The organism is Bacillus sp. CFBP9009 (genome assembly GCF_036541465.1).
In the GTDB taxonomy this organism is placed as follows: Bacteria; Bacillota; Bacilli; order Bacillales; family DSM-1321; genus Peribacillus.
Genome location: NZ_JAZHFU010000008.1, coordinates 66,846 through 91,787 on the forward strand (window position 1 = coordinate 66,846; position 24,942 = coordinate 91,787).

A 24,942-nucleotide genomic window follows, 5' to 3' on the forward strand; every position below is an offset into this window, starting at 1 on the left:
TCCATATTACCATATATCCTTGCCATTAATAACTTGAAAAAGTATTCAGTGAACCGTAAAATCCCCATGATGAAAGTAATCATCGATTATTTTTCCTTTTTCAGCATGAATATATTATAATCTTAGTATTCTACAATACTACAAGATACATTGGAGGAGTAATACATTGCAAGAAGTTTCTGAATCACTCAATCAATTTGATGGGATCGAAGCCTGGACCAAATTAGGAATTTCCATTGGCATTTTTCTAATCTTTCTTTTGCTTCGGAAAGTATTTACTACATATATATTCAAGTTCTTTCTACGAATTGCAGAAAAACGTAAAGTAGAATTTGCCGCCAACTTAATGCTCGCAATAGAACAGCCGGTAAGATGGCTTATCGTTTTGATTGGTGTTATCATTTCACTACACTATTTTCCGATTGACTCACCTTCGGTTGAATTAAGATCAAAAATATACAGATCATTTTTTGTCTTCTTAATAATTTGGACGATTTTCAATATCAGTTCGATCTTAACCATTTTATTTCCGAAATTAGTAAGTAAATTCGGACTTGAAGTCGATCAAATCGTCATGCCGTTCTTTACGAAAATCATAAAATTAATCATCATTGCTTTTGGTGCTTCCATCATCGCGGAAGAATGGGGATTTAATGTCGATGGATTCGTTGCAGGGCTTGGATTGGGTGGATTGGCTTTCGCTCTTGCCGCTAAAGATACAGTCAGCAATTTCTTCGGGGGTATCGTCATCGTTACCGAAAAACCTTTTACCATTGGAGATTGGGTTAAAACTCCAAGTGTGGAGGGGACCATTGAAGACATCACATTCCGAAGCACCAAAGTTCGAACTTTTGCTCAAGCTTTAGTTACCGTTCCAAATGCGACCCTTTCGAATGAACCGATCATCAACTGGTCCAAGATGGGCAAAAGACAGATTGCCTTCCATTTGGGTGTGAATGTCACGACACCAAAAGAAAAATTGGAAAATGTCATTAAAGACATAGAAAGAATGCTGATTGATCATCCTGAAGTCCATCCGGAAACGATTTTGGTTAAATTTGATGAGTTCAGTCATTCCGGTTTCAATCTTTACCTTTATTTCTTCACGAAAGCGACGGACTTTGGAGGATATTTATCAATCAAAGAAGATGTGAACTTTAAAATAATGGAGATATTGGAACAGGAAGATGTACAAATTGCCATTCCGTCCCAAGCCTTCATTCTTCAAAAAGACTCAAATATGGAAGCCATGAATGATTTTGAATCCATGCGCGACTGACAAAAGGACTTGCCCAAAACGGCAAGTCTCAGACTGTAGACAACCTCTAGGAAAATCGAGGTTGTCTACAGTTTTTTATGGCTTGTACAAATTTTGACGTTGATTATAACGTAAGGCACTCGCTTTCCGCGGGCGGTCCGGGAGCCTCCTCGGCGCCCTTGCGCCTGTGGGGTCTCCCCTGGACGCGCTTTTCCCGCAGGAGTCTCGCACACCCGCTCCAATCTACTTTGTTTTAACTTTTAGATAGAACCCTTTTGCCTAAAGTCTTTATTGTTTTAAAATAGACTAATTAAAACTTGAGGTGATGAGGATGCTTTCTAAACATGATTCTATTCAGCGAGATCAACTTGAAATGATTACTTTAGATCAACTGGTGCCAGCAAACCATTTGGTTCGTAAAATGGAAGCTGCCATTGACTTCTCTTTCATTTAGATTTGGTAAAAGATATGTATTCAGAGGTAGGACGCCCAAGTTTTGATCCAGCTAAATAAGTTAAACTGACCTTCATTTAATATACCTTCATTATTCGTTCATGCGTAAAACAATTGAATTGAAAGAAGGTTGAAACAAATATGGCTTACAGTTGGTTCTTTGGCTCAGCAGTTGTCATTAAGATACGATAGAAGTCTGTTCAAACAAGTCTGTATCTTTAAAGCGTCGTTTAATTTTCCCCGAACATTGAGATATGAGGCACTTTATCATGGAAATCATATCGCACTGGCTTTCACATGTGTGGAATCCACGTATACTTGCTCTGCACTTATTAACTTAAATAAGCGAAAATTCAAAGGGAATTTCAAAAGGGGTTCGGAATTTTTTAATTCCGAACCCCTTTTGTCTACAAACTGAGACTTGCCCTAAACTGCAAGTCTTTTTTAGCTTCAAATAAAAACTCTTAAAACATCACATGCTTATGTGATATAATTCTTTCATTGTGTTGAAAATTCCAAATATTGATATTGAGGTACTTTAATGAATCAGACTTATACTAAATCACAAAAGATCCGCCTGTTATTTTATATATTGATACCTATCCTTATAACCCAAATCAGCATGTATGCCATGACCTTTTTTGATGTGATGATGTCGGGACAATACAGCACTCAGGACGTTGCTGGCGTCTCCATCGGCAGTTCGCTATGGACACCCGTGTACACGGGGCTGAGCGGGATATTGATTGCCTTAACGCCGGTGGTTTCACAGCTGGTCGGTTCCAGGCAGTCTAAATCCGTTTCCTATTCCGTGATGCAGGCCATTTATTTAGCTGTCGCTTTAGCCTTGTTCATATTAATCATTGGGGCGTTTTCTTTGAACCCTGTATTGAATGCCATGGACCTTGAAGATAGTGTACACATGGTTGCTCATGATTATTTGATCGCACTTTCACTCGGTATCATTCCTTTATTCATTTATAATGCGTTAAGGGCCTTCATTGATGCTCTGGGGCAGACCAGGATTTCCATGATCATCACCTTATGTGCACTCCCGGTAAACGTCCTTTTTAATTACCTGTTAATCTACGGGAAGTTTGGATTCCCCGAACTTGGCGGTGTCGGTTCCGGGTACGCCACTGCCATTACTTATTGGTTAATTGCCCTGGTGGCCATCCTTGTTGTAATAAAAATCAACCCGTTTTCGACATATAAGGTTTTCAATGAATTTTTCCGGGTTTCCTGGAAAGAATGGCGGGCTTTATTATTGATTGGGGTCCCCATCGGGCTGGCTATCTTTTTTGAAACAAGCATTTTCTCGGCCGTCACCCTTTTGATGAGTAAGTATGATACCGTGACAATTGCATCGCATCAGATTGCCATGAATTTTGCGTCCCTGCTTTATATGATACCGCTAAGTATATCCATGGCTTTGACGATCGTCATTGGATTTGAAATTGGGGCAACCCGTTATAAAGATGCAAAAGTGTATAGCTGGATTGGCATATCGATGGCCTTGACGATGTCGCTCGTTTTGTCGACCATCCTATTCCTCTTCCGTGAACCTGTGGCTTCTTTATACACAAAAGATCATGAGGTAATGATGCTGACTTCACATTTTTTAATATATGCCATCTTCTTTCAGATATCGGATGCCCTCCAGGCACCCATTCAGGGTATATTGCGTGGATATAAAGATGTTAATGTCACATTTGCGATGTCACTGGTCTCCTACTGGATTCTCGGGCTTCCCATTGGCTATTTTTTTGCAAAGTATACCGATATGGGAGCCTTTGGGTATTGGATCGGCTTAATTACCGGCTTGGCTCTCGGAGCTATAGGCTTGGCGGCTCGCTTACGGTTCATACAGCAAGTGAAATATAAAAAAATGGCGTAAAAAAAGAGTGGGGCTGAATTACCGGCCTCACCCTTTTTCATTCTCACGCTAGGCTTTATATATTTTCCCAAGAACATCCTTACCGCCTGTTACCGGTATGATGCTGCCGGTAATGAAATCTGACTCCTCATCACAAAGAAACGTGACGACCCTCGCTATATCTTCGCCTGTACCCGGTCTGCCGACCGGAACCGTACCATCCTTTTCTGCCCTCGCGCCCCTGATTTCCCCCTCTTTCCAATCACCTACGATATCACCAGGACAGACCATATTCACGGTGATGCCATGTGTAGCTTCTTCGGCAGCTAAAGTTCTTGTCAAGGAGGTCAAGCCGCTCTTTGCCGCGGCAAAAGCAGAACGATAAATCCAGCCTGGTGCAGTTTCACACCGTTCAAACCCTAATGTAATGACTCTGCCCCAGTTTCTACTTCGCATTTGCGGAATAAGTTCCTTCGCAAAATAGAAAAAACCATTTAAATTCCCATCCATGATGTACTTCCATTCATCACTGCCATATTCAGTCATGTGTTTACGATCATGCATATATGGCCCTGCGTTATGAACGAAGATATCAACATGGCCAAAGGCCTCCAAAATCTTTTGCAAAATATTGCGGCAATCTTCTTCACTTGACGAGTCACCTTGAATCGCAAGTGCCTTAACATGGTATTTTTCCTGTAATTCATCCACTAATGCTAAAGCTGCCTTTTTACTTTTCCGATAAGTAATGATAATGGACATTCCATTATCCGCGAGTGAAAATGCCATCCTTTTGCCGATTCCCGTTGCTCCACCAGTAATAAAAGCTACTTTTTCATCCACAGGCCTACCCTCTTTATCTAATGGATTTTACTTAATTATACATAAGTTTATTCCATTTTCTATAATTTAGTAATTATATAAAAGAACCTATGGGCTTTAGCTGCATAAAATATAACAAATAAACCTGTCAGACCATAAGCAGGAGAGAGGAATTCAATATGTTTCCCTGGAATTCACTTTTTTCTTTTAAGAATAACCCGAACCAAAAGGACTTTATGAAAAATATGCAGCAAAGTGATGTACAATCATTCATTGAAAAAGTATTTTCACAAGTCATCCCTGACAATATGCAAGGTATGATGAATCAAAATGATGGCGGCTCACAAAAAGTAAATGCCAGATCTGAACATCCTTTACATGCCGAAGTATTTGAAACCCACTTATATGTCTTCGTAAGGATTCCCATAGAAGATGAATCTTGGCTAAAGAAAATGAAACTTTACCATACATCTAACCAATCCATTATCGAGGGGATTCCTGAAGAGTCAAATCGGCATGTCATAACACTCCCCGCAACTGTTAAGAAAAAAGGAGCATCCGCCCAATATAAAGAATCAACATTGGAAATACGTCTTCAAAAAAGTTTCAATACACAGTATTCAGAAATCGATGTATCCGAGATTTAAGTTGCTTCACCGGGACCTCGCTGATGATAAGGTGCGGTTCCTGTTATTTCTTGGTTCAATTTTTTTAGATTTGGGTACATTATAGAGAACCAATCGATGTCACAATAGATTTTTTTCCATGGAGTGGAATGATCCATTCTCGCAAAAAAAAGCGCACCCCATGTTAATGGGATGCACTTTTCTATTAATCTATTATTTTCCGATGAATTGTTGAGTCCAGTAGTTACCAGATTCTACATAACCTACTCCAATATGAGTAAAGCTAGAATTCATGATGTTTTCACGGTGTCCTTGGCTATTCATCCAAGCTTGTACCACTTCTTCAGGTGTTTGTTGACCTTGTGCGATGTTTTCGCCAGCTGTTTTATAGCTGATTCCGAATTGTTTCATCATATCGAAAGGTGAGCCGTAAGTTGGGCTATTGTGGTCAAAGTAGTTTTTATCTTTCATGTCTTGAGACTTGATACGTGCAACTTTGCTCAACTCAGTGTCGATTTTAAGAGCTGCCAAACCTTGTTTTTCACGTTCTGCATTAGTTAATTTAACAACTTCTTGTTCAAAAGCACTTAATTCAGAGCTTGTCTCTGGTTTTTTATCAGTTGATTTATCAGGTGTTACTTCTGGTGCAGCAGGTTTTGCTGCAGGTTTTGCTTGGTTAGTTGTTCCAGCTTCTTGCTGAACTGGTTTTTGAACTGGTTTTTGAACTGGTTTTTGTTGTGCCTGCGCTGCAGGTAAAGTGATATTGTATTTAGCTAGATATTGGTTAAGGACTTTTTGCATATCCTCTTGATTCATAGATTTATATGTTACTTGTTTAACAGTATCACAGTTGGCTGCTTCAGCTTGGTTAGCTCCTACTCCTGTGAATATAATAGCTGCAGCCGCTGCTGCTGACATAAACATTTTCTTTTTCATTCGTATTTCCTCCTGTGATGTTCGATTTGTGTTGTGCTTTGCTTCTGGAATTATCATAACATGCACTTTTTGTAATAAATGCACCATCAATTTCCATCGAATTCATCAGGATACGAAAGAGAAAATATTATTATCCTAGTTTCAGAGAAAACTTGCAAGAATGCTTTACCTATCTATGTTTCTTTCGGCGGTATATATACTCATATTTTTCCAGTCCTTACTTGTCAATGGTAGTTACATAGAACCATTTCCATTGAATACTAATAACTTTTTGTTGACATATCGTATCTAACCAACTTAATATGACTTTCATTACTTTTATGTTACAAATTTTTCGATTTAACTTCGACACCCCGTCTTTTGTCCCAATTATTTCTACCCTATTGTCTTGAACCATTTTTCAAAAAAAAAACAATTCGGGTTCACTCCCGAATTGTTTTGGTTTTGATGGTCATTCATCATTTCATTTCTTCATCATCCATTTCGTCCATTTCCTTTTTCCCGCCATTTTGTTCAGGAGTGCTTGGTTTCCCTATGACGAATTCTTTCTTTGGCATGTTGTGCATATCCCTTGCCGTTACATGGGCATATACATAATAGGTTCCTTCTTCATCAAAAGTCTTTTCCAATTCATATATGCCGTTTCCTTTATGTTTTACTGCAATCTTGTCATGGTCATCGCTATTCGCAAGCCAAATTTCAAAACTGACATCATCCGCATCTGTCACGACTTCGTCCCCATAAGTCACTTTTGCCTGAAATTTCACAGGCTCATTCACTTTACCCTGAATTGGATCGACAGCTAAATCGACATTTAACATTTTCGGAATTTCCTCTTCCTTGCCGCATCCGGCCAAAAAAATTAACGTCATGCAAAATAACACGATTTTTTTCATTTTTGAACGTATCCCCTTTTTATGAATTCCATTCTTCTTTTATAACCGGTAGGATGACCCTGACTTTTGTTCCCCTTTTTTCCTTGCTTTCTATTTCGATCTTACCATTTTGCAATTCCACCAATTTTTTGACAATGGACAGTCCAAGCCCTGAACCGCCATCAAAACGGCTACGTGCTTTGTTCACTCGGTAAAAACGATTCATGATATGTGGCAGATCCGCTTCCGGGATCCCGTTACCCGTGTCAGTAATCAGCAGTTCGCAATCATCTTTATGCTGAATTAGGGTAATATGGATCGACCCTCCAGAATCCGTGTACTGAATGGCATTATCAAAAATGTTATGCAGGATCTGTTCCATCCTTCCTTCATCCCCAAAAATAATCGGGTCTGGATCCAGATTCAGCTGCAGGTCCAATTGCTTTTCTTTTATTATCGGTTCATATTTCACAAGTACGTCTTCAATGAATTGGGCAAAGGCAATTGGGATTTTATTTAACAAGAATGGATCACTATCCATTTTTGTTAAGTCCATCAGATCTCCCACAAGCCGCTGGAGCCTAAGGGCCTCCCTTGAAATGAGATGAAGGTATTTCCGTTGTTCTTCATCATTTTTCACGACACCATCCAATATGGCCTGCGTGTATCCCTTTACGTAACTAAGCGGGGTTCTGAGCTCGTGTGCAACATTTTCTAGAAATTCTTTTTTTCTTTCTTCTTCCAAATGGATGGAATTGGCCATATCATTAAAGGCTATTGCCAGTTTACCTATTTCATCATGGCTCCTTACATGGACCTGTATGTCATAATTCCCCTCTGAAACACGATGGGCTGCAGTCTCTATTTCCTTAATCGGACTGATTAGCCTTTTCAACCATTTTGTAGTAAAAAATATCGCGACTATCAAGAATAATAGGACCGCTGCCAACCATTTTGCAGCAAATTCCTTAAGTAAAACCGTAATGGAATCTACTGGAATATATGTATAGATGATACCTTCGAGGCGATCTTCGTCAATCAGGGGTATGATCGCCGCTACAATGTTCTTTTCAAACCTTTTCTCATATCCCTCTTTTTCAACGGCTTTCCCATCTAAAAGCATTTGACGTTCTTCCTCAGAAATAAGGGTATCATAATTGATTTCAAAAGGCAGACAGGCACTCAATTCCCTGGGATTGTTGACGACAAAGACCTCACTGTCATTCTTACTGTTAAACCATTCAACTTTTTCCTTGAAGTCATCACTGATTTCACCGCCGGTATAATCCGCCCCTAGCAATGACGCTTCATTGACTAAATCTGTTTTAAGCTTCTCCACATATAGATTTTTATAATAATATTGAGAAAGTGAGTAAGCAAACAGTACGGAAAGGATGATGGCGGTGATGATGGTGAGCCATAATTTAAATGAGAGGGTTCGCCATTTATTGATCATTTCTTTTCCTCTATCTTATAACCGATTCCCCAGACGGTTTGAATGTAATCGGCCGCTCTTAATTTCATTCGTAACGTTTTGATATGGGTATCCACGGTACGTAAAGATCCTCCATACTCCCCGCTCCATACATTTTCAAGCAGTTGTTCACGGCTGAGTGCCTGGCTTTTATGACGCATGAGAAATAACAGCAATTCGAATTCTTTCAAGGTTAAATTGATTGCCTTCCCTTCAACCAATACCGTTCTGGATTGTAAGTTCAAGCTAATTTTACCGAATCGGACATGGTTTTGATTCTCTTCATTCAATGATAATTTCCCTGTCCTTCGCAATACAGCTTCGACCCTTGCGACCAATTCTCCTGGATTGAACGGCTTGACGATATAATCGTCGCCGCCAAGCTTCAGCCCTTTCACCTTATCCCATTCTTCACCTTTCGCACTGACAAATATCACAGGGATCTCCCCATTTTCACGAATTTCTTCACAAACGGAGAAACCGTCCATACCTGGCATCATGATATCCAATAGGATTAAATCCACTTCCTCTGTTTCAACCATCCTTATAGCTTCTTTTCCATTCGCAGCTTGAAGGCATCGATAACCTGAGTTCAGCAAATACATTTCAACTAGATTTCGCATATCTTCTTCATCATCCACGACTAAAATGGTGTAAGCATGCATGTCATCTACTCCCTCAACATCAATTGGAACGGACCTTCGCCGACTTTTATCGTTTTTTTAACATCGACTGTTTCAGCATCCATTACATACACTTCATCACTATCATATCCCGCCACGACCACATCTTCATTGAAGTTCGCCATTTCAAAGGGGTTGACGCCGACCACTTTGCTTTTCACTTCTTCATATTGATCATTCAATTTATATAACGAGCTTGTACCATGACTAAGGACAAATATGCCTTCAGCATTCTCCAGGAACTTTATCGGCATGGTGGGGGCCTTCAGCTTCTTCTTCAACTCTCCTGTTTTTGCCGAATAAATATATAGATCTTCTTCCACTTGGTCCCCATCACCGTGTCCTCCGATCCATATTTCATCCTTTTCTTCCCTTAATAATGTGCCAGTGCTGGAACTATGTACGGGAAATTCGAAATCGACCTTTTTCGTTTCAAGATTTATCACTGAACATTTGGTATCACCAAAATTAATAACATACAAACGATTCGCTTGCTCTCCTTGAAGAACGGTCAAGGGGCTTTTACCAACCTTGACAATATCCAGTTCCTCCCCATCAGCATTTAAAAAATAAATGGAATGATTCGCTTGATTGACCGCCACGATGCTTTTTCCATCACGTAACAACTGCATATTGACGATTCCTTTCCCAATTTCCCAACTGTCTATCAGTTTTCCTGCTGATAAAGAGTAAACTTGGACTTTCTTCATCTCTTTTCCATAAAGCAGGATAGTATCTTTGTCTGCCAGGAGCAGGGCTCCGGTAAATGGTTCTGAAATATCCCATTTTGCAAATGGATGATAGTTTTCATCTATAAAAGTCAGAGAAGTATCCTTGATATTGACAGTCGCCAGAAAAGATTCACTTTTATTGATTTTAGTAAATGCATTACCGCTATTACACCCAGTAAGCAGTACGATGGCAAGAAAAAGCCCAATGCCCCACTTCATATTTTAAGCTCCTTATTCATTAAATATCTATTTTTAAAAAATTTTAACAATGATTTGTGAAAAAAGTATGAAGCGGAAAAGAATATTTGCTAACAAGCATCCGTATCACAATCGACAATCATAATTTTTCCAATTCAGTGATATAGAGCATGACGATCGCATTTTTCATTTCTTCCGAAAGCGAAGATTCCATCACGCGTTTAATGCAGAGGTAAAATTTCTCCAATACTGGTTTTCGGGCACGGGGATGGGCATTTTCATCCAAAAGCTCACGGCGGATGAGTTCCGACAAAACTTCCCTTCCACCTCCATCGGTCACCTTACGATTGTTCCATATGCTTAAATAAGCCACCAGTAATTCTTCTTGCCTGATATTTTCTTTCATAGTATCCCTTCCATCCATTACTAATTCATACATATTATTGATCAAGTTCGTAAAGACTATCTTAATAATACGATCACGCTTTTTAAAATTCAAAAAAGGAGTGAGTACAGTGTCTCAAGTATACCGCTGTCCGAATTGCCGGACAAATAAATCTCGCTTCAATCTCATTCAGCAAGTAGCAACCCCCGTTAAAAAGGATCCGCAATCCGGTGAGATTGTTGAACAATATTCGAACGATTCCCTTCAGCCGTTCCATCTAGCATATAATGGTCCTGAAGTTCGGGTGCAATGTGCTGCGTGCGGATTAATAGAAGACGAAAAGACATTTGCCGCCTTTGGAATGCAAGAATAAAAATGGTCAGACCCACAAATGGGTCTGACCATTTTTTCAATCTTTTCCCACCGACATCTTAGCCCGGTCTATGGCAATTGGAATGGCTTTTCCATCCTCATATCCTTCATCCAATAATGCATTCGCGATCTCTATAGCCTTATCCCTGACATCTTTATCTAGATTCTTCATCGAATTTGGGTAATCGTTCTTATTCCATGGCATTAATACCGCCTCCTTGATAAGAAAGTCTTCTTATATGTTTCCCTTCTTATATGGGCGGTAAACGTTTATCGGGCCGCTCTCGCTTCTATAGCTTTCAACTGACCGATCAACATTTCCTCATCCAACTTTTCCCCTATCATGACGATATTCAATGGCATTTTCATCATTTCATTCATATACATTGGCATTCCGTAGGAGTATTGAAATAAATGGGGGTATTGTGAATGTGTAAAGGAAATGTATCCTTTCATTCTATATACCGTTTCCGGCAGGGACCTAAGCCACTCTTCAAAGTCGGTTTGTGCCACGGCACCTTCAAATGTATGAACGACTGCAGTTAAATGCAAATGGTCATGTACATCAAGCTTTTGATGGCCATTTTGCCGATTTCTTTGCATTCCTTGCAATGATTTCAAGGAAACGTCTGCATACTCCGTCAATAAACATACAGCATCCGTATTCAGCGCCTGTATCGTATATATCAGCTGTGCAGCCTCCATCTCACTTACTAAATCCGCTTTATTCAATAGTATGAAATCGGCATGGTGGATTTGCTCGGCCAGCAGCTGCCGAAGCTGCGGAGATAGTTCCTCGCGATCGCGCCACCTTAATAAATCGACCACCGTGATAATCCCTTTATACTCCAGCCTTTTTGCGAAAATTGGCGACATGATGCCATCCAATACTTCAACTGGATGAGCAGCGCCCGTCGTTTCAATATAAACCGCATCCAGGTCATTTTCGGTTAGCAATTCATGAAGCTGAACCTCCAGTTTATCTTGAATTGTGCAACAGATGCACCCGTCAAACAACTCCTTCAGAGGCACTCCATCACCAATGAGTCCGCTGTCAACCGATACACTGCCAAGCTCATTTAAAAGCACGGCCACTTTTCTGCCCGCGTCACTTTCCTGCTTTAATATATTTCGAAGAAGCGTCGTTTTCCCGCTGCCGAGAAAGCCGCCCAATATGTATACTTCGGTTGTTTTCATTCTTATCTGCTCCTATAATCCGGTTAAATTCGATTCGGTTAAATTTTATCATACTTATCTTACTAACGCACTTGCCGGATCCAAATAAAAAAACCAGCCCTTAAGCTGGTTTTTCAACATTGATTCATGCTTGAACTTCGTCTTTTTCGTAAATCGGCACCCATCCTGCAGCTGTAACGAAAATGCGGACAGCAACAGTTTTCCTATCCTCTGCAAGCGTGAAATAGTGTCTTGTTGATTCTGGTACACTAATAAGATCTCCTGGATTAAGGCGCACATCAAACCACTGTTTATCTTTGCCTTCAATGGCAAAGATACTCGTTCCGCCTGCTATGAAACGCACTTCATCATCTTCATGGTGATGTTCCTGCTTAAAGTTTTCAAGCATTTGATCCAAGTTCGGATTCGCATCGGATAATGTGATGATATCATGCGCTTTATAGCCTCTTCTTTCGGAGATTTCCGCTATCTCTGACTGGAATGCTACAAGGATTTCCTCCTTGTCAGCATCTGTTAGATCGTATTTTTCCACGAGATGGGCCGGTAATTTAGAAATGTCCCATTGCTCATAAATAACCCCTTGTGTTTCTAAAAATCCTTTTACCTGTTCACCGTTTTCAATAACCTCGTTTGTTTCATGGAATCTGATTGTCGCCATCATTCATTCCTCCTCTATGAGTGTTTATCTTAAAGAACCTGCAAACGCCTTTTGTTGATTAAGCAAAAGTTGATATTGAAATAAAAATTCGCAAGCTTCAAGTATTCTCTTTGCTTCGAGTCCGCATTTACCCCAAACCGTAATACCATGATTGCGGATCAGCACTGCGCCAGAGTTTTCTTCAACATGTGGCTCGAACTTATCGGATAACAGCGGAATGTCAGCATGATTATATATGATTGGAATCCGAAGTTCCGAATCTTCATCCCACCGACCGGTCGCTTTAATGATTTCATGATTACAAAAAGAAACTTGGCCTTCATCTCCGTACAATTCGGATATCACATTATTTTCAACTGTATGGACATGGAGCACACAGTTCGCATTCGTTTTCCGGTAAATGACTGTATGAAGTAAAGTTTCGGCCGATGGTCTTAGGTTCGTTTCTTCAACTGGCTTTCCTTTTAAATCCACCAGTAAAAAGTCTGAATCCGTTTGCTTCCTCTTATCCTTACCGCTTGCCGTAATATAAAAGTAAGGGCTTTTGGGCTCCCGAATGGACAAGTTCCCGCTAGTTCCCATAAACCAATCCCTCTCGGCCAGTTCAGCTTTAATATAGGCCAGCTCCTGCCATTCTTTAGAATGATTGTTCACGCTTTAACCACCTCCTGCTGCTTTAAAATATCAATTACATCAAAAAACGTTTCAAATCCTTGATGTGGAATCCCTTCCCTATCGCATTTTTCAAGCAGTATGTCACGGGCTATGACAAAATCGGCCTGTTTTGCAGCTTCAAAATCCGTTACTGAATCTCCAATAACGAATTTAAAATCTTCCGCACCCGCAATTTCCCTCATAATGGATGGCTTGCAGCAACCGCAATCATTATTACATTGATCATCACAAGCATGTGGCCACTCAATATAAATCTTTTCCTTATCAAAAAATGCATGGTTGCAATAAACGGACTCTGTTGGCAAGATATCATTTAAAAGCGGTGCAATGAAAAAATCCATGCCCCCGCTTACAATATATAAAGGGATGTTGGCTTGTTTCGTATACTCAACGAATTCATTAAACCCTGGACGAATGCCGGCCGTCTTTCTTACATATTGGATGATGTCATCCTTCAAGCCGCTATCAAGCAGGGAAAACATATCCCCTACTCCTGAAGATATACTGATTTTTTGCTGAAGGACACCGTCTTTCAACGCTTCCCATTCCGGAGGCGCAAATTTCTTCATGATGGAAATGATATTATCCGTGTTGGTGATCGTTCCGTCAAAATCACAAAAGATGATCGGTTTCATTATTTCTTATAGGCCTCCCCATAACACAAGAGCTTTTTTTAGTGTTTCATCTTCAGCAGCCGCTTCTGATAGGTCCTTTCCTGCCAGTACGGCTTCCACAGCAGAACGGAAAGCCTTTGCCCCGCCCTCTGCTCCATCAGGATGCCCGTGAATTCCACCTCCGGCATTAATCACACTATCGATTCCAAAATCCTTGATTAGGTCCGGAACCATGCCCGGATGAATGCCAGCAGAAGGAACAGGGAAGGCTTTTTTCCATGAAAGTTCATCTTTTGTCAGAGCTTCGGCAATCGCCAAGGTCTCCTTCTTTTCAAGTGCGACACTTCCATAAGGGGATGGGAACAAGGATAAATCCGCACCTGATAACCTTACTAATTTACCAAGCAATAATGGATAGCCGACCCCATAAAATGATGAAGCTGCCAATGCCCCGCTATATGCGGGGTGCGCCATGATCGGCAGCTTGATACGATCATGTTCACTCAAGGCCTGCAATACATCCAAACCATATGTATGAACGTTGAACAACAAGGCATCTGCCCCTGCATCAGCCGCTTGCTCTGCCTTATCCAATAATTCAAATGTTTTCCCTGATAGATTGACAGCATATAAAGTTCGGTGGCCAGTGGTTTCATAGACATCATTCAATATTCTTTTTCCCGTTTTTATTCTATCGAAAAATGGAGTCAGTTCCTGGTCGAAGAGGATCTCATCATCTTTAACTAGGTCGACACCTCCTAATGCTTGTTGCCTCAGTTGCTCATTATGGAATGTCAGGTCTCTTCCTAATACACCTTTAAAGATGCTCATCACCAGGGGCCGGTTAAATACGCCAACCTTTTTCCTAATGCCTTCAATGCCAAATTGCGGCCCGGGAAAGGCTTTTTGAATATCACCGACAAAATCCAGGTCGATAAGTTTTATTTCTCCGTCCAATGATAGTTTGCCGAAGACCGTCGTGAGGATTGCAGGTAAATCATTGGAGAAATTCCTTGCCGGATAGGCAATTTTAATAAGCGAACGGTATATTTTACGATTAAAGTAGCTGTTTGCCCTCTCTTCTTCAGAAAGTGGTGTCACCGATACGACGCGTCCCTTATGTTTTTCCAGTTGTTTCTGGACCAAATGGGGCAGGTCCGTCCATGTCCCGACAGTCAATCCTAAGGCAATGCTCTCTGCTTTTTTCTCATGATTTCCCTTAGAATCATGAATTAAATAAGTAGCGACTATCTCGCTCATTTGATCACTCCTATATCACGTTAGTAAACTCTCGATGTCATTAACCTGAAATGGTCTCAAAATGGCAAAAGCCCCTTCATAAAGAAGAGGCTTTAAAAAGCCATCTTCTTATCTCCCAGCCATTGGCTGCAAGAATTAGCACCGTGCCTTGTGGATTTCAAGAAAAATCCGGCGAAGAATTCCGCCCCATTTTACAATGGAATTACGGTCGGTTGCTGGGCTTCATAGGGCTAGTCCCTCCACCTGCTCAAAATAAGAAAACGCTGATATATAAATTTGCATCCAAGTATCGAAAGATTAAGAATTTATTTTGTATTCTGACAGGTAATCCCTACTTTGTCAATAAGTTTTAACTATATAAGAGTGAATTAATCGGATATATCATTGTGGTTAAAATAATTTTAATTTACTTATCCGTTCCACAGCCTCTTTCAGCCGTTCTTCCGAAGTCAGAAGCCCTACCCTGACGTATCCTTCGCCAAATTCACCAAATCCATTACCAGCAGCAACAGCTACGTGGGCATGCGTTAATAAATAATCTGCAAAACTCTCGGAAGTAAAACCTTTAGGTACCTTGAGCCAGGCAAAAAATGATGCCGCAGGAGCTTTGACATCCCAGCCGATTGCCCTCAATCCCTCAATGAAAACATTCCTTCGCCCCTCGTACATCTGCACTAACTGCTCTACACAGCTCTGCGAGTCAAGCAAAGCGCTTGCCGCAGCTTCTTGTATCGCCGGGAAGAGACTCACATAAAGATGGTCTTGTAATAGTTCAAGAGCTTCTATGACACTCTTATTCCCCACTGCAAAGCCGACTCTCCACCCTGCCATATTGTATGTTTTCGATAATGTGTATATTTCTATTCCTATTTCCTTCGCTCCCTCTGACTGAAGAAAGCTTATCGGTTTTTTTCCGTCGAATCCTATCGCCCCATAAGCGAAGTCGTGGACCACACAAATTGAATGCTCTTTTGCAAAGGAGACGGTCTCATCAAAGAAACTTTCAGTTGCAGAAGCACCTGTGGGATTGTTCGGATAGTTCAAGAACATCATTTTGGCTTTATCAAGTACTTCTTTATGTATGTCACTGTATTTTGGAAGAAAATCATTTTCTTCTGTCAAGGGCATGAATTCGGTCTTTGCCTGGGCTAAAACAACACCGGAAAGATAATCCGGATAGCCGGGATCCGGAACAAGGATCGTATCACCCGGATTCAATAAACACTGCGGCAGTTCGACTAGACCTGCCTTTCCCCCGAAGAGAATCGCCACTTCACTTTTCGGATCTAGCTTGACACCGTATTCACGTTCATAAAAGACCGCAGCAGCATCTTTTAAATATTGATGCCCCCGGAATGGCGAATATTTATGATTAATCGTTTTTTCAGCGGCAGACTGCAAACTTTTCACGATATGGTCTGGTGTTGGCTGATCAGGGTTTCCCTGACCTAAATTAATGACATCATGTCCTTGCTCCGTGATGGCATTGACTTTTGCGACTAGTGAGGCAAAAAACTGCTTGGGCAGGTCCTGAAGCTGTCCGGATTTTTCGAATTGCACCATTTATACACCTTCTCTGAAATTTCTTGAAATTCTAGTCACAAATGATATATGTTTATCATAGTCTTGTAAAGCATTTTTTACATGTGGGGGTTTTAAACGATGAAGTGGAAAATAGCTTGTATTCAAATGGATATAGCATTCGGGCAACCGGGTATCAATTTTCAGGTTGCGGAACAATGGTTGGAAAAAGCAGCACGGTCAGAACCCGATATCGTCATTTTACCAGAGCTTTGGACAACCGGATACGACTTAAGCAGGTTAAATGAGATTGCTGATCAAGAGGCGGAAAAAACGATTGAATTTCTTAAAACACAGGCAAAGAAACACGAGATTCACATCGTAGGCGGTTCCATTGCGAAAAAAACGAGCAATGGAATCTATAACACCATGATCATCATCGATAAACAGGGAAATCTCATAAAAGAATATGATAAGCTTCACTTATTTCAGTTAATGGATGAACATCATTTCCTTAAGCCAGGAGAAAAAGATGGTTTATTTACTCTTGATGAAAAAATATGTGCTGGTTTCATTTGTTATGACATCCGTTTCCCTGAATGGCAGCGAGCCCATACCGCTAAAGGCGCCGAAGTTCTATTCATTACGGCTGAATGGCCAAAGCCGAGACTCGATCACTGGAGAGCCTTATTGATTAGCCGTGCCATCGAGAACCAAGCCTATGTTGTAGCCGTTAATCGCTCAGGTTCTGATGTCAATAATATATTTGCCGGTCATTCCTTGATTATTGATCCTTGGGGGAATATCATAAGTGAAGCCGGAGAAGGAAACGAACTCCTGACAGGCACCTTGGACTTCAATAAAGTTACGGAAGCACGTAACAAAATACCTGTATTCGAAGATCGCCGTCCTGATTTTTATTAATTTACCCATTGACAAACTATTTAAAAAGTTGATATTATTTTCCCGAAGATTAAAATTTCAGAAAACATTTACTCTTATCAAGAGCAGGCTGAGGGATAAAGGCCCTATGAAGCCCAGCAACCGACTGTAATACCATTGTGAAATGGGGCGGATTCACCGCCGGATTATAAAATCCACAGAGCACGGTGCTAATTCCACCAGAATTCATATTCTGGAAGATAAGAGGTCCGAAGCCAAAACTTCTGCCTCTTTCTATATGAAAGAGGCTTTTTTATTCTTATTTTGAATCCGGAGGGGAAAAGAATGACTCAAAACCATTCAAATTTTAAGAGATTGACAAACGAAACAGCTATAACCCTTGCAAAAAAACTTGGGTTGGTCAATGTGGATGCAAGTTTAACTTGTAAAGAAATCGGCGATGGAAACTTAAATTATGTTTTTCATATTACAGACACAGTCACAAATAAAGGAATTATAATTAAACAAGCGGTCCCTTATGCCAAGGTACTGGGAGAAAGCTGGCCGCTGACATTGAAAAGAGCTGCCATTGAAGCGAATGCGCTGATTCATTTCAGAAGTTATTGCCCAGAATTCGTACCGCAAGTCTATTATTCTGATGAACAGCTTGCCATCACGGTCATGGAGGATTTATCGCACTTGAAAATCGTTAGAACAGGATTTATCGAAGGCGATTCTTATCCATTGCTTTCACAGCATATTGGTGAATTTGTTGCGAAAACGGCATTTTATACATCCGATTATCATTTAGAACCCTCTGCGAAAAAGGAAGTGGCCCGACATTTCACGAATCCCGAACTCTGCAAAATCACTGAGGTCTTTATTTTCACGGATCCATTTTTTGAGGAACTCCCGGGAGATTTCGAGGTGGAATTGACTGATGCCGCCAAAAATATATGGAATGATAAAGAAGTGATCCTTGAGGTCGCTAAGCTGAAACAAAGCTTTGAAACCGAGCAGGAAGCATTGCTTCATGGAGATTTACATACTGGAAGTATATTTGCAAGTGAAACTGAAACAAAGGTTATCGATCCGGAATTCGCTTTTTATGGTCCAGTTGGTTTTGACCTTGGTCAATACACCGCCAACCTTCTCTTTCAGGCAGTCACACGTAATAGCGCTGGAAAGGAAGAGATTTTCACACACCTTAATGAATTTTGGAAGGCCTTTGAAGAAACTTATTCCGAATTATGGGAAGGCCAAAATAAAAGCCCATTTCGCCATGTGAAAGGTTATCTGCCTTATTTACTGACAAAATTCAAAAAAGATGCATTCGGCTTTGCCGGCTGTGAACTGATTCGGCGAACCATCGGACTTTCCCATGTTGCCGATTTAAATGTCATCGAAGATAAAGAAACAAGGATCGCTGCCAAAACGGCAACATTGGAAATTGGTGCTTTTTTAATTAAAAAACGGGAAGAATTGGATGTTCCAGCTGTCATTGAAGCGTTGAAGCAACGTACACTGCCATCTTATTCAACCATTTAAAAGGAGACCTGCACATGACTACACTAGCACCATTACCTTATTCGGTACAATGGGCTGATACCCATATTACATTATTAAATCAACAAGCCCTTCCTTCCATAACTGAATTTATTGAACTTCATTCTGTTGATGATGTATATGACAGCATTTTGACATTAAAAGTTCGCGGGGCTCCAGCAATTGGACTGACGGCAGCATTTGGTGTTGCACTTGGTGCGAAACAGGAAACAACCGCTGAATTAGCGGAATTCAAGAAAAATGTAGCGAGGCATATTGAAAAACTCGCCTCTTCACGGCCAACTGCTGTCAACCTTTTTTGGGCGTTAAGGAGGATGGAAAATACTCTGCAAGCTGCGCAAAGCATTTCAACTGCCAAGGAAGCACTTGTATTGGAGGCTAAAGCCATCTTTGCTGAAGATGAAGAAATGTGCAGGAAAATCGGGGAACATGGTTTATCCTTATTCACTAGAGGTGATTCCATTCTAACGCATTGCAACGCTGGGGGAATTGCCACGGCTCGGTATGGCACAGCCTTGGCTCCCTTCCACCTGGCTAAAGAAAAGGACTTTCCGCTAAAAGTGTATGCATGTGAAACCAGGCCTGTCCTGCAAGGGGCGCGTTTGACTGCTTGGGAATTGATGCAAGCGGGGGTTGATGTCACATTAATTTCTGATAATATGGCTGCCCATACGATTCACCAGAAAGGAATAAATGGAATCATCGTCGGTGCCGACAGAATTGCGGCTAATGGAGATACAGCCAATAAAATCGGGACATTGGGATTGGCCATATTAGCCAAGCACTTTGGTATCCCTTTTTACGTGGCCGCTCCATCAACCACATTCGACCTTACTCTCGAGTCCGGCACTTCCATCCCGATCGAAGAACGGAATGAAGCGGAAATCACCTTCATTCAAGGTGTTAGGATCGCTCCTGAAAACGTGAAGACTTTCAATCCAGCCTTTGACGTTACACCGAATCATCTAATTACAAGCATCATTACCGAAAATGGCATCATAACACCGGATTTCATTAAAAACATTCCGCTTTTTGTTAAATGATCCATTTTGCTTTATTGATGATAAAAAACGAGAAGGATTTCGTATCCCTCTCGTTTTTGTGATTATTCTTGCGAGGTCCATAATACAATTTTTATTTTTTGGAAAAGAACTCCTGAAGTGCCTTCTTATTTTTAGTGTAGTCTATTTCCAAAACGGCTCCGGACTGGGGATATATTTCATCTTTAAAGCTTCCTTCCACTGGAACCCTTAAGGTTTCGACGGTGTCCGGTGTATGGAAGACGGCTTTTGGACCCATTTCCATTATTGTTTTCAGTCCAATATCTGTATCCAAGTACGAGAGTCCTTGTTCGATTATACTAGGAAGGGCTGCCATCCCTTCGAAGGACGAGATTTGATTTATAAACGCTGTTTTTAATTGAACCATTACTTCTTGTTGACGCTCAATCCTTCCAAAATCACTTTCATCGTCATGTCTAAAACGGACATATTTCAATATTTCCTCCCCATGTAAAACATTTTTACCGACGCTTGCTTGAATGCTCATATCATCAATGATTTCCTGGTCCACATTCACCGCTACCCCCTCAGGTGCAAGTAAATCGACCATCTTCACGAATCCCTGAAAGTCAATCACCGCTACATGATCGACCTTGACACCGAAGTTTTCCTGTATGGTTTTCTTGAGAAGTTCCCTTCCACCATAATAATAAGCTGCATTTATTTTGTTATATCCTGATTTATTCCCGGGGATTTTCACATAACTATCACGCATAATCGAAGCTAGTTTCAGTTTTTCCTGCTCAGGAAAGTATTTTGCCAGTATAATCGCATCTGATCGAGATTTTTCCTCTCCCCTTGTATCAACACCAATTAACAGAAATGTTTTCACGCTTTCCTGGTTCTCTTCTTTGGTTAGTTTTTTTTCCGTACCTGCATTTCCATTTTGTTTGGGTAAAGGGGCATAAGTGCAGCCTGCCAGAATCAAGATCAATAGATATATGAACAATACCTTTTCTTTCATTACCTCACCTCATCGGAAAATTACCCCTATTCTCTGCCTAATATTGGAATCTTATGCATTAAACGACAAAAAAAGCCTGCCAACGATAATCGCTGACAGGCTTTTCGTGCTAAATCATTTATTGATTTCTTTCTTTAATACTTCTACCGCCTTTTTCACTTGTGTGTCATTCTTAAGGATTTTCTCCTGGATGACCTGCATCAATTTCACGGTAGTATCACCTTTAATGGTGCCAGTTTCTTTAATTTTTTGTTCCCTTTGGAATGCTGTGACAGCATTCGTTGTTGCTTCATCAAAGAATCCATCTACCTTACCCGGATCATGGCCTGCTTCCTTCAGCATCTCTTCAGCAGCTTTCACTTCACTCGAAGAATCGGATGCTTTCAATTCCTTGTCAGGCGAAATGTACGGAAGGCTGGCATAATCAGGAAGCTTCACAGTAATATCCGGCTTGATCCCTTTTTTATGAATCCAATTGCCTTCAGGAGTCAACCATTTAGCTGCCGTATATTTGAAGTTAGATCCATCTTCAAAGGGTTCGGCAGTTTGCACTGTCCCTTTCCCAAATGACTTGACACCAATCAATGGAATGTCCGCAGATTCACTGACAGCCGCTGCAACGATTTCAGAAGCACTGGCACTTCCGTCATCAATCAACACGACTACCGGGATTTTCAGTTCTCCATCATTCTCCGATTTATAGACTTGTTTTTTCCCGCTGCGCTCCTCAACTTGAAGGACCACTTCCCCATTAGGTATGAACAGGCTTGCCATTTCTATTGCTTGTTTAAGCAGTCCCCCCGGGTTTCCCCGCAAATCCAATACGAGACCCTTCATATCCTTCTTGGACATTTCTTCAAGCGCCGTTTTCAGCTCTTGTACTGTATGTTCGGAAAAACTGGTCACTTGAATTTTTGCAACTCCATCATCAAGCATTTCCGCATAAACCGTCTCAATCGGAATTGTGTCCCGTTTAATGGTGAGCTCAATCGGTTCCGACTCACCAGCTCTTGAGATGGATAGATCCACTTTCGTACCCTTCTCGCCCCTGATTTTCAGGACAGCTTCAGAAGAGCTTAGCCCTTCAACGCTTTTACCGTCCACACTTAAAATGATATCATTCGGCTTTACCCCCGCTTTTTCTGCTGGGGACCCTTTTATCGGTGAGACGACCATGATTTGTCCATCCTGCTCCTGAATCTCGGCACCGATTCCTTCAAAAGATGAAGAGATGCTCTCATTGAAACTCGATGCTTCCTTTTTATCCATATAAGCAGAGTAAGGATCATCCAATGATTTGATCATTCCACTAATTGCGCCGTCAACCAGCTTTTCTTCATCAACCTCTTCATAATAGTTATCTTTTATCTCATCGTATGTAGTATACAGCTTTTCAAATTCCGCATGCTTATCCGGTGCTAATGACTCTACTTTTTCATCTCCAAAGGTCAAGGCTATTGTAGTAATCCCTGCAGTTAGAAATATGACTAAGAAAATCCCCATAATGAACGTAAACTTTTTTATTTTAATGAATTTCCCTGCCTCTTTTGGCTGTCCTTGATTTTCTTCTTCCACTGAAGCCTCACCACTTTCATTCTTCATGACGATATAAACGATTTCTATCTATTTTAACAGCTTTCATGACAATCGAAAAATAATTGTTATCAAAAATAACAACTTATGCCCATATGTATTTTTTTACGCCTTCGCAAACGTTAAACGCTCCATGGACTACAGGCATCTATTGACATTACAAAAATGGGGCTACCAAGGAATAACTGAGCCTGTATCCAACTGTCATTATACAGCTTCACTTATTCCTGGTCACCCGCCTGTCATTTACATCCAATTATCAGTCCTGGATAGCTGCTTCCAAAGCCACTTCAACCATTTCGTTAAAGGTTGACTGGCGCTCATCCGCCGACGTTTCCTCACCGGTTAAAATGTGATCGGAAATGGTTAATACAGATAATGCTTGGCGGCCAAATTTAGCAGCAAGCGTGTAAAGCGCTGCTGATTCCATTTCTATCGCAAGGATTTGGTATTTTGCCCATTTTTCCAAATCACTATTATCATTATAAAACTGATCGGCCGTAAAAACATTACCGACCTTCAATTGCAAGCCCTTAGCTGTGCCGGCGTCATAAGCTTTTCTTAGTAATTCGAAATCCGCCGTTGGGGCAAAGTCCACCCCGCCGAAAGTCATGCGGTTCATTTGGGAATCGGTGGAAGCACTCATTGCAAGGATAACATCCCTGACTTTTACATCCTTCTGAATCGCTCCTGCAGTTCCCACACGAATCAGCTTCTGGACATTATAGCTATTCATCAATTCATTCACGTAAATCGAAATGGATGGGACACCCATGCCTGTACCTTGTACAGAAATTCTTTTCCCTTTATATGTCCCTGTATATCCAAACATGTTACGGACTTCATTATAAAGTTTAGCATCCTCTAAAAATGTTTCAGCAATATATTTTGCACGCAACGGGTCCCCAGGAAGTAAGACCGTTTCCGCAATTTCATTTTCTTTTGCACCAATATGTACGCTCATACGACTATGTCCTCCTTAACTTGTGGTTGAAATGATATTCAAAAACTACTATACCATATCAACCACAAGTTAGGAAAATCCAACCTTATCCTAGAACTTGAAAAAGATAAGGAAACTGGAAGTCATGAAAAGACTTTGGCACCCTTCCTTTGAACCGCAACAAAACGGCGGAGGTCCGCCGTCTTTTTTTTAAGGTTAATAAAATTAAGGGATAGGAAGCTGTTAACCGTCTTATGACAGGTTACTCATCGACTTCTTCATCAATTATGCACTTTTCAAGAAGATATTCGAATGTGATGTCAGCAAGATCTTCAACTTCAGCTTCTGTTGGAAGATAGCCCCGTCTTATCAATTCTTGAAAAAAGAATTCCGCTATCTCTTCTGTATCAATAAAAACCTCAATTTCTCGCAAATCATCGCCCCCTTATTTAAAGGTCTATGAATGTGTAGAGACAAATATACCAGTAAGGCATCCCATTATGAAAAATCATTTGAAGGGCCTATATTTATCATGATCCATCCGTGTTCAATTTGAATGGAAGCTTCTATAGGAAATTTGGAAATTGCCCCTTTAAAAATTCAGGATACTTTCACTTCGTTTGCTTCTTTTTATGATCTGGATAAATTTCCTCTGCCGCTTTTCCAATTTTAGCAAGGGCGATCTTCATGATGTGACGATATTCATCATCGCCAAAATGTTCGTAGAGCTTACAATAATCATTATATAAATCCAACAGTCCATCAATCATTTCCTTTTTTTCATTTTTTGTCATTGTCATTTCTCGCTCACCTTTACCAGGGTTGTTTTGTTTAGCAATGATAGCAAGCTCATTTTTCTTTTTAGGAAGTAGCAGACCCAACTTTTTAATGATTCCATCTGCACGTTTAGCATCGGCTATCAAAGTCAGTTCTTCCTCATGCGCTTCAAGCCATTCACCATCAGAGATTCTGGATAACTCATAGATTACATCCTCCCAGGCATTTTCCTTATAGCGCCAAATTTCCGTTCGATAGCCGATAATCTTGAAATAATCCTGTTCATACCCATCCACCTGGACCAAGTCACCTAATAAATATTTATATTCAATATCGATTTGTTCTTTTTGATAAAGGATTTCACCTTCATATTCATTTATCGATTGCAATGTTTTTTCGATATAAAGACCTTCACTATAGTTCACTTCATACACATAAGCACCATCGAGAAATTTCACATCGGTTATATTCCCGACTGTCCCATACATTGTTATTACGACTGTATCGCCTAATTTAAATTTCGGCTGTTTTTTTTTGCCCAT

26 protein-coding genes, 1 pseudogene and 2 riboswitches are annotated in these 24,942 nt (G+C 40.7%); of the genes and pseudogenes, 8 read left to right on the forward strand and 19 right to left on the reverse strand.

Annotation, left to right across the window (positions count from 1 at the left end; all coding sequences use genetic code 11):
* Positions 1-166: 166 nt before the first annotated feature.
* From V3595_RS18565 to V3595_RS18575, 3 genes are all read left to right on the forward strand, one after another.
* Positions 167-1,279: a mechanosensitive ion channel family protein gene (locus V3595_RS18565; protein ID WP_485908712.1), complete on the forward strand. Its 1,113-nt coding sequence runs from the start codon at positions 167-169 to the stop codon at positions 1,277-1,279.
* 310 nt (positions 1,280-1,589) lie between these two features.
* On the forward strand, positions 1,590-1,712 hold the full coding sequence (locus V3595_RS18570) for a hypothetical protein (protein ID WP_307271019.1): 123 nt from the start codon (positions 1,590-1,592) through the stop codon (positions 1,710-1,712).
* A 540-nt stretch (positions 1,713-2,252) separates the two neighbouring features.
* Positions 2,253-3,608, forward strand: coding sequence for an MATE family efflux transporter (locus V3595_RS18575; RefSeq protein WP_485908713.1), 1,356 nt, complete (start codon positions 2,253-2,255; stop codon positions 3,606-3,608).
* Between the two features lie 48 nt (positions 3,609-3,656).
* On the opposite strand, the gene V3595_RS18580 is transcribed toward V3595_RS18575, so the two are convergent.
* Positions 3,657-4,430, reverse strand: a complete 774-nt coding sequence (locus V3595_RS18580) for an SDR family oxidoreductase (RefSeq protein ID WP_485908714.1) — start codon at positions 4,428-4,430, stop codon at positions 3,657-3,659.
* 158 nt (positions 4,431-4,588) lie between these two features.
* On the opposite strand from V3595_RS18580, the gene V3595_RS18585 reads away from it, so the two are divergent.
* Positions 4,589-5,056, forward strand: a complete 468-nt coding sequence (locus V3595_RS18585; protein ID WP_485908715.1) for an Hsp20/alpha crystallin family protein — start codon at positions 4,589-4,591, stop codon at positions 5,054-5,056.
* 192 nt (positions 5,057-5,248) lie between these two features.
* Here V3595_RS18585 and V3595_RS18590 read toward each other — a convergent pair whose 3' ends face one another.
* From V3595_RS18590 to V3595_RS18615, 6 genes are all read right to left on the reverse strand, one after another.
* Positions 5,249-5,971 carry a CAP domain-containing protein gene (locus tag V3595_RS18590; RefSeq protein WP_485908716.1) on the reverse strand — a complete coding sequence of 241 codons (723 nt, stop codon included), beginning with the start codon at positions 5,969-5,971 and terminating at the stop codon, positions 5,249-5,251.
* A gap of 458 nt (positions 5,972-6,429) precedes the next feature.
* A complete protein-coding gene (locus V3595_RS18595) occupies positions 6,430-6,867 on the reverse strand; it encodes a FixH family protein (protein WP_402904990.1) in 438 nt (145 codons plus the stop codon).
* Positions 6,868-6,886: 19 nt separating this feature from the next.
* Positions 6,887-8,302 carry a sensor histidine kinase gene (locus tag V3595_RS18600; RefSeq protein WP_485908717.1) on the reverse strand — a complete coding sequence of 472 codons (1,416 nt, stop codon included), beginning with the start codon at positions 8,300-8,302 and terminating at the stop codon, positions 6,887-6,889.
* On the reverse strand, positions 8,299-8,985 hold the full coding sequence (locus V3595_RS18605; protein ID WP_137017705.1) for a response regulator transcription factor: 687 nt from the start codon (positions 8,983-8,985) through the stop codon (positions 8,299-8,301). Before V3595_RS18605 ends, V3595_RS18600 begins: the two co-directional genes overlap by 4 nt.
* A 5-nt stretch (positions 8,986-8,990) precedes the next feature.
* Positions 8,991-9,953: a YncE family protein gene (locus V3595_RS18610; protein ID WP_485908718.1), complete on the reverse strand. Its 963-nt coding sequence runs from the start codon at positions 9,951-9,953 to the stop codon at positions 8,991-8,993.
* Positions 9,954-10,071: 118 nt separating this feature from the next.
* Positions 10,072-10,431 (reverse strand): hypothetical protein, encoded by a 360-nt coding sequence (locus tag V3595_RS18615; protein ID WP_485908719.1) that lies wholly within the window; start codon positions 10,429-10,431, stop codon positions 10,072-10,074.
* 16 nt (positions 10,432-10,447) lie between these two features.
* On the opposite strand from V3595_RS18615, the gene V3595_RS18620 reads away from it, so the two are divergent.
* Positions 10,448-10,690: a DNA alkylation repair protein gene (locus tag V3595_RS18620; RefSeq protein WP_101225235.1), complete on the forward strand. Its 243-nt coding sequence runs from the start codon at positions 10,448-10,450 to the stop codon at positions 10,688-10,690.
* Positions 10,691-10,747: 57 nt separating this feature from the next.
* Here V3595_RS18620 and V3595_RS18625 read toward each other — a convergent pair.
* From V3595_RS18625 to V3595_RS18655, 7 genes and pseudogenes are all read right to left on the reverse strand, one after another.
* Positions 10,748-10,894: pseudogene (locus V3595_RS18625) on the reverse strand (DUF2188 domain-containing protein); the annotation flags it as partial.
* A 65-nt stretch (positions 10,895-10,959) separates the two neighbouring features.
* A complete protein-coding gene (locus V3595_RS18630; RefSeq protein WP_485908720.1) occupies positions 10,960-11,886 on the reverse strand; it encodes a CobW family GTP-binding protein in 927 nt (308 codons plus the stop codon).
* A gap of 124 nt (positions 11,887-12,010) precedes the next feature.
* A complete protein-coding gene (locus tag V3595_RS18635; protein ID WP_137023436.1) occupies positions 12,011-12,544 on the reverse strand; it encodes a cupin domain-containing protein in 534 nt (177 codons plus the stop codon).
* Between the two features lie 24 nt (positions 12,545-12,568).
* Positions 12,569-13,198 carry a methylthioribulose 1-phosphate dehydratase gene (locus V3595_RS18640; protein ID WP_485908721.1) on the reverse strand — a complete coding sequence of 210 codons (630 nt, stop codon included), beginning with the start codon at positions 13,196-13,198 and terminating at the stop codon, positions 12,569-12,571.
* On the reverse strand, positions 13,195-13,854 hold the full coding sequence (locus V3595_RS18645) for a 2-hydroxy-3-keto-5-methylthiopentenyl-1-phosphate phosphatase (RefSeq protein WP_137017699.1): 660 nt from the start codon (positions 13,852-13,854) through the stop codon (positions 13,195-13,197). Before V3595_RS18645 ends, V3595_RS18640 begins: the two co-directional genes overlap by 4 nt.
* A 6-nt stretch (positions 13,855-13,860) precedes the next feature.
* The gene (gene mtnW, locus V3595_RS18650; protein WP_402904974.1) at positions 13,861-15,093 is read right to left on the reverse strand and encodes a 2,3-diketo-5-methylthiopentyl-1-phosphate enolase; all 1,233 of its coding nucleotides are present in this window, start codon (positions 15,091-15,093) and stop codon (positions 13,861-13,863) included.
* A 105-nt stretch (positions 15,094-15,198) separates the two neighbouring features.
* Positions 15,199-15,352: riboswitch (SAM riboswitch) on the reverse strand.
* Positions 15,353-15,483: 131 nt separating this feature from the next.
* Positions 15,484-16,656: an aminotransferase class I/II-fold pyridoxal phosphate-dependent enzyme gene (locus V3595_RS18655; protein ID WP_485908722.1), complete on the reverse strand. Its 1,173-nt coding sequence runs from the start codon at positions 16,654-16,656 to the stop codon at positions 15,484-15,486.
* 99 nt (positions 16,657-16,755) lie between these two features.
* On the opposite strand from V3595_RS18655, the gene V3595_RS18660 reads away from it, so the two are divergent.
* The 3 genes from V3595_RS18660 to mtnA all read left to right on the forward strand — a co-directional run bounded on the left by V3595_RS18660 (position 16,756) and on the right by mtnA (position 20,105).
* Positions 16,756-17,538 carry a carbon-nitrogen family hydrolase gene (locus V3595_RS18660; RefSeq protein WP_485908723.1) on the forward strand — a complete coding sequence of 261 codons (783 nt, stop codon included), beginning with the start codon at positions 16,756-16,758 and terminating at the stop codon, positions 17,536-17,538.
* A 71-nt stretch (positions 17,539-17,609) separates the two neighbouring features.
* Positions 17,610-17,763, forward strand: a riboswitch (SAM riboswitch).
* A 78-nt stretch (positions 17,764-17,841) separates the two neighbouring features.
* Positions 17,842-19,044, forward strand: a complete 1,203-nt coding sequence (gene mtnK, locus V3595_RS18665) for an S-methyl-5-thioribose kinase (RefSeq protein WP_485908724.1) — start codon at positions 17,842-17,844, stop codon at positions 19,042-19,044.
* Between the two features lie 14 nt (positions 19,045-19,058).
* The gene (gene mtnA, locus V3595_RS18670; protein ID WP_485908725.1) at positions 19,059-20,105 is read left to right on the forward strand and encodes an S-methyl-5-thioribose-1-phosphate isomerase; all 1,047 of its coding nucleotides are present in this window, start codon (positions 19,059-19,061) and stop codon (positions 20,103-20,105) included.
* 91 nt (positions 20,106-20,196) lie between these two features.
* Here mtnA and V3595_RS18675 read toward each other — a convergent pair whose 3' ends face one another.
* From V3595_RS18675 to V3595_RS18695, 5 genes are all read right to left on the reverse strand, one after another.
* Complete coding sequence (locus V3595_RS18675) at positions 20,197-21,087, reverse strand: LCP family protein (RefSeq protein ID WP_485908726.1); 891 nt, start codon at positions 21,085-21,087, stop codon at positions 20,197-20,199.
* A gap of 114 nt (positions 21,088-21,201) precedes the next feature.
* Positions 21,202-22,689, reverse strand: a complete 1,488-nt coding sequence (locus tag V3595_RS18680; RefSeq protein ID WP_485908727.1) for a lmo1851 family serine protease — start codon at positions 22,687-22,689, stop codon at positions 21,202-21,204.
* Between the two features lie 250 nt (positions 22,690-22,939).
* Complete coding sequence (gene deoD, locus V3595_RS18685; RefSeq protein ID WP_230175687.1) at positions 22,940-23,644, reverse strand: purine-nucleoside phosphorylase; 705 nt, start codon at positions 23,642-23,644, stop codon at positions 22,940-22,942.
* A gap of 241 nt (positions 23,645-23,885) precedes the next feature.
* Positions 23,886-24,056: a YozD family protein gene (locus tag V3595_RS18690; protein ID WP_064505166.1), complete on the reverse strand. Its 171-nt coding sequence runs from the start codon at positions 24,054-24,056 to the stop codon at positions 23,886-23,888.
* A gap of 178 nt (positions 24,057-24,234) precedes the next feature.
* Positions 24,235-24,942 (reverse strand): hypothetical protein, encoded by a 708-nt coding sequence (locus V3595_RS18695; protein ID WP_485908728.1) that lies wholly within the window; start codon positions 24,940-24,942, stop codon positions 24,235-24,237.

What these genes read in the sequence shown, in the direction of transcription:
- deoD (WP_230175687.1), bottom strand. Translation starts at nt 23,644, where the DNA reads ATGAGCGTACATATTGGTGCAAAAGAAAATGAAATTGCGGAAACGGTC.
- mtnK (WP_485908724.1), top strand. Translation starts at nt 17,842, where the DNA reads ATGACTCAAAACCATTCAAATTTTAAGAGATTGACAAACGAAACAGCT.
- V3595_RS18680 (WP_485908727.1), bottom strand. Translation starts at nt 22,689, where the DNA reads ATGAAGAATGAAAGTGGTGAGGCTTCAGTGGAAGAAGAAAATCAAGGA.
- V3595_RS18675 (WP_485908726.1), bottom strand. Translation starts at nt 21,087, where the DNA reads ATGAAAGAAAAGGTATTGTTCATATATCTATTGATCTTGATTCTGGCA.
- V3595_RS18645 (WP_137017699.1), bottom strand. Translation starts at nt 13,854, where the DNA reads ATGAAACCGATCATCTTTTGTGATTTTGACGGAACGATCACCAACACG.
- V3595_RS18610 (WP_485908718.1), bottom strand. Translation starts at nt 9,953, where the DNA reads ATGAAGTGGGGCATTGGGCTTTTTCTTGCCATCGTACTGCTTACTGGG.
- V3595_RS18630 (WP_485908720.1), bottom strand. Translation starts at nt 11,886, where the DNA reads ATGAAAACAACCGAAGTATACATATTGGGCGGCTTTCTCGGCAGCGGG.
- V3595_RS18595 (WP_402904990.1), bottom strand. Translation starts at nt 6,867, where the DNA reads ATGAAAAAAATCGTGTTATTTTGCATGACGTTAATTTTTTTGGCCGGA.
- V3595_RS18655 (WP_485908722.1), bottom strand. Translation starts at nt 16,656, where the DNA reads ATGGTGCAATTCGAAAAATCCGGACAGCTTCAGGACCTGCCCAAGCAG.
- V3595_RS18635 (WP_137023436.1), bottom strand. Translation starts at nt 12,544, where the DNA reads ATGGCGACAATCAGATTCCATGAAACAAACGAGGTTATTGAAAACGGT.
- V3595_RS18605 (WP_137017705.1), bottom strand. Translation starts at nt 8,985, where the DNA reads ATGCATGCTTACACCATTTTAGTCGTGGATGATGAAGAAGATATGCGA.
- mtnW (WP_402904974.1), bottom strand. Translation starts at nt 15,093, where the DNA reads ATGAGCGAGATAGTCGCTACTTATTTAATTCATGATTCTAAGGGAAAT.
- mtnA (WP_485908725.1), top strand. Translation starts at nt 19,059, where the DNA reads ATGACTACACTAGCACCATTACCTTATTCGGTACAATGGGCTGATACC.
- V3595_RS18590 (WP_485908716.1), bottom strand. Translation starts at nt 5,971, where the DNA reads ATGAAAAAGAAAATGTTTATGTCAGCAGCAGCGGCTGCAGCTATTATA.
- V3595_RS18600 (WP_485908717.1), bottom strand. Translation starts at nt 8,302, where the DNA reads ATGATCAATAAATGGCGAACCCTCTCATTTAAATTATGGCTCACCATC.
- V3595_RS18585 (WP_485908715.1), top strand. Translation starts at nt 4,589, where the DNA reads ATGTTTCCCTGGAATTCACTTTTTTCTTTTAAGAATAACCCGAACCAA.
- V3595_RS18570 (WP_307271019.1), top strand. Translation starts at nt 1,590, where the DNA reads ATGCTTTCTAAACATGATTCTATTCAGCGAGATCAACTTGAAATGATT.
- V3595_RS18695 (WP_485908728.1), bottom strand. Translation starts at nt 24,942, where the DNA reads ATGGGCAAAAAAAAACAGCCGAAATTTAAATTAGGCGATACAGTCGTA.
- V3595_RS18575 (WP_485908713.1), top strand. Translation starts at nt 2,253, where the DNA reads ATGAATCAGACTTATACTAAATCACAAAAGATCCGCCTGTTATTTTAT.
- V3595_RS18660 (WP_485908723.1), top strand. Translation starts at nt 16,756, where the DNA reads ATGAAGTGGAAAATAGCTTGTATTCAAATGGATATAGCATTCGGGCAA.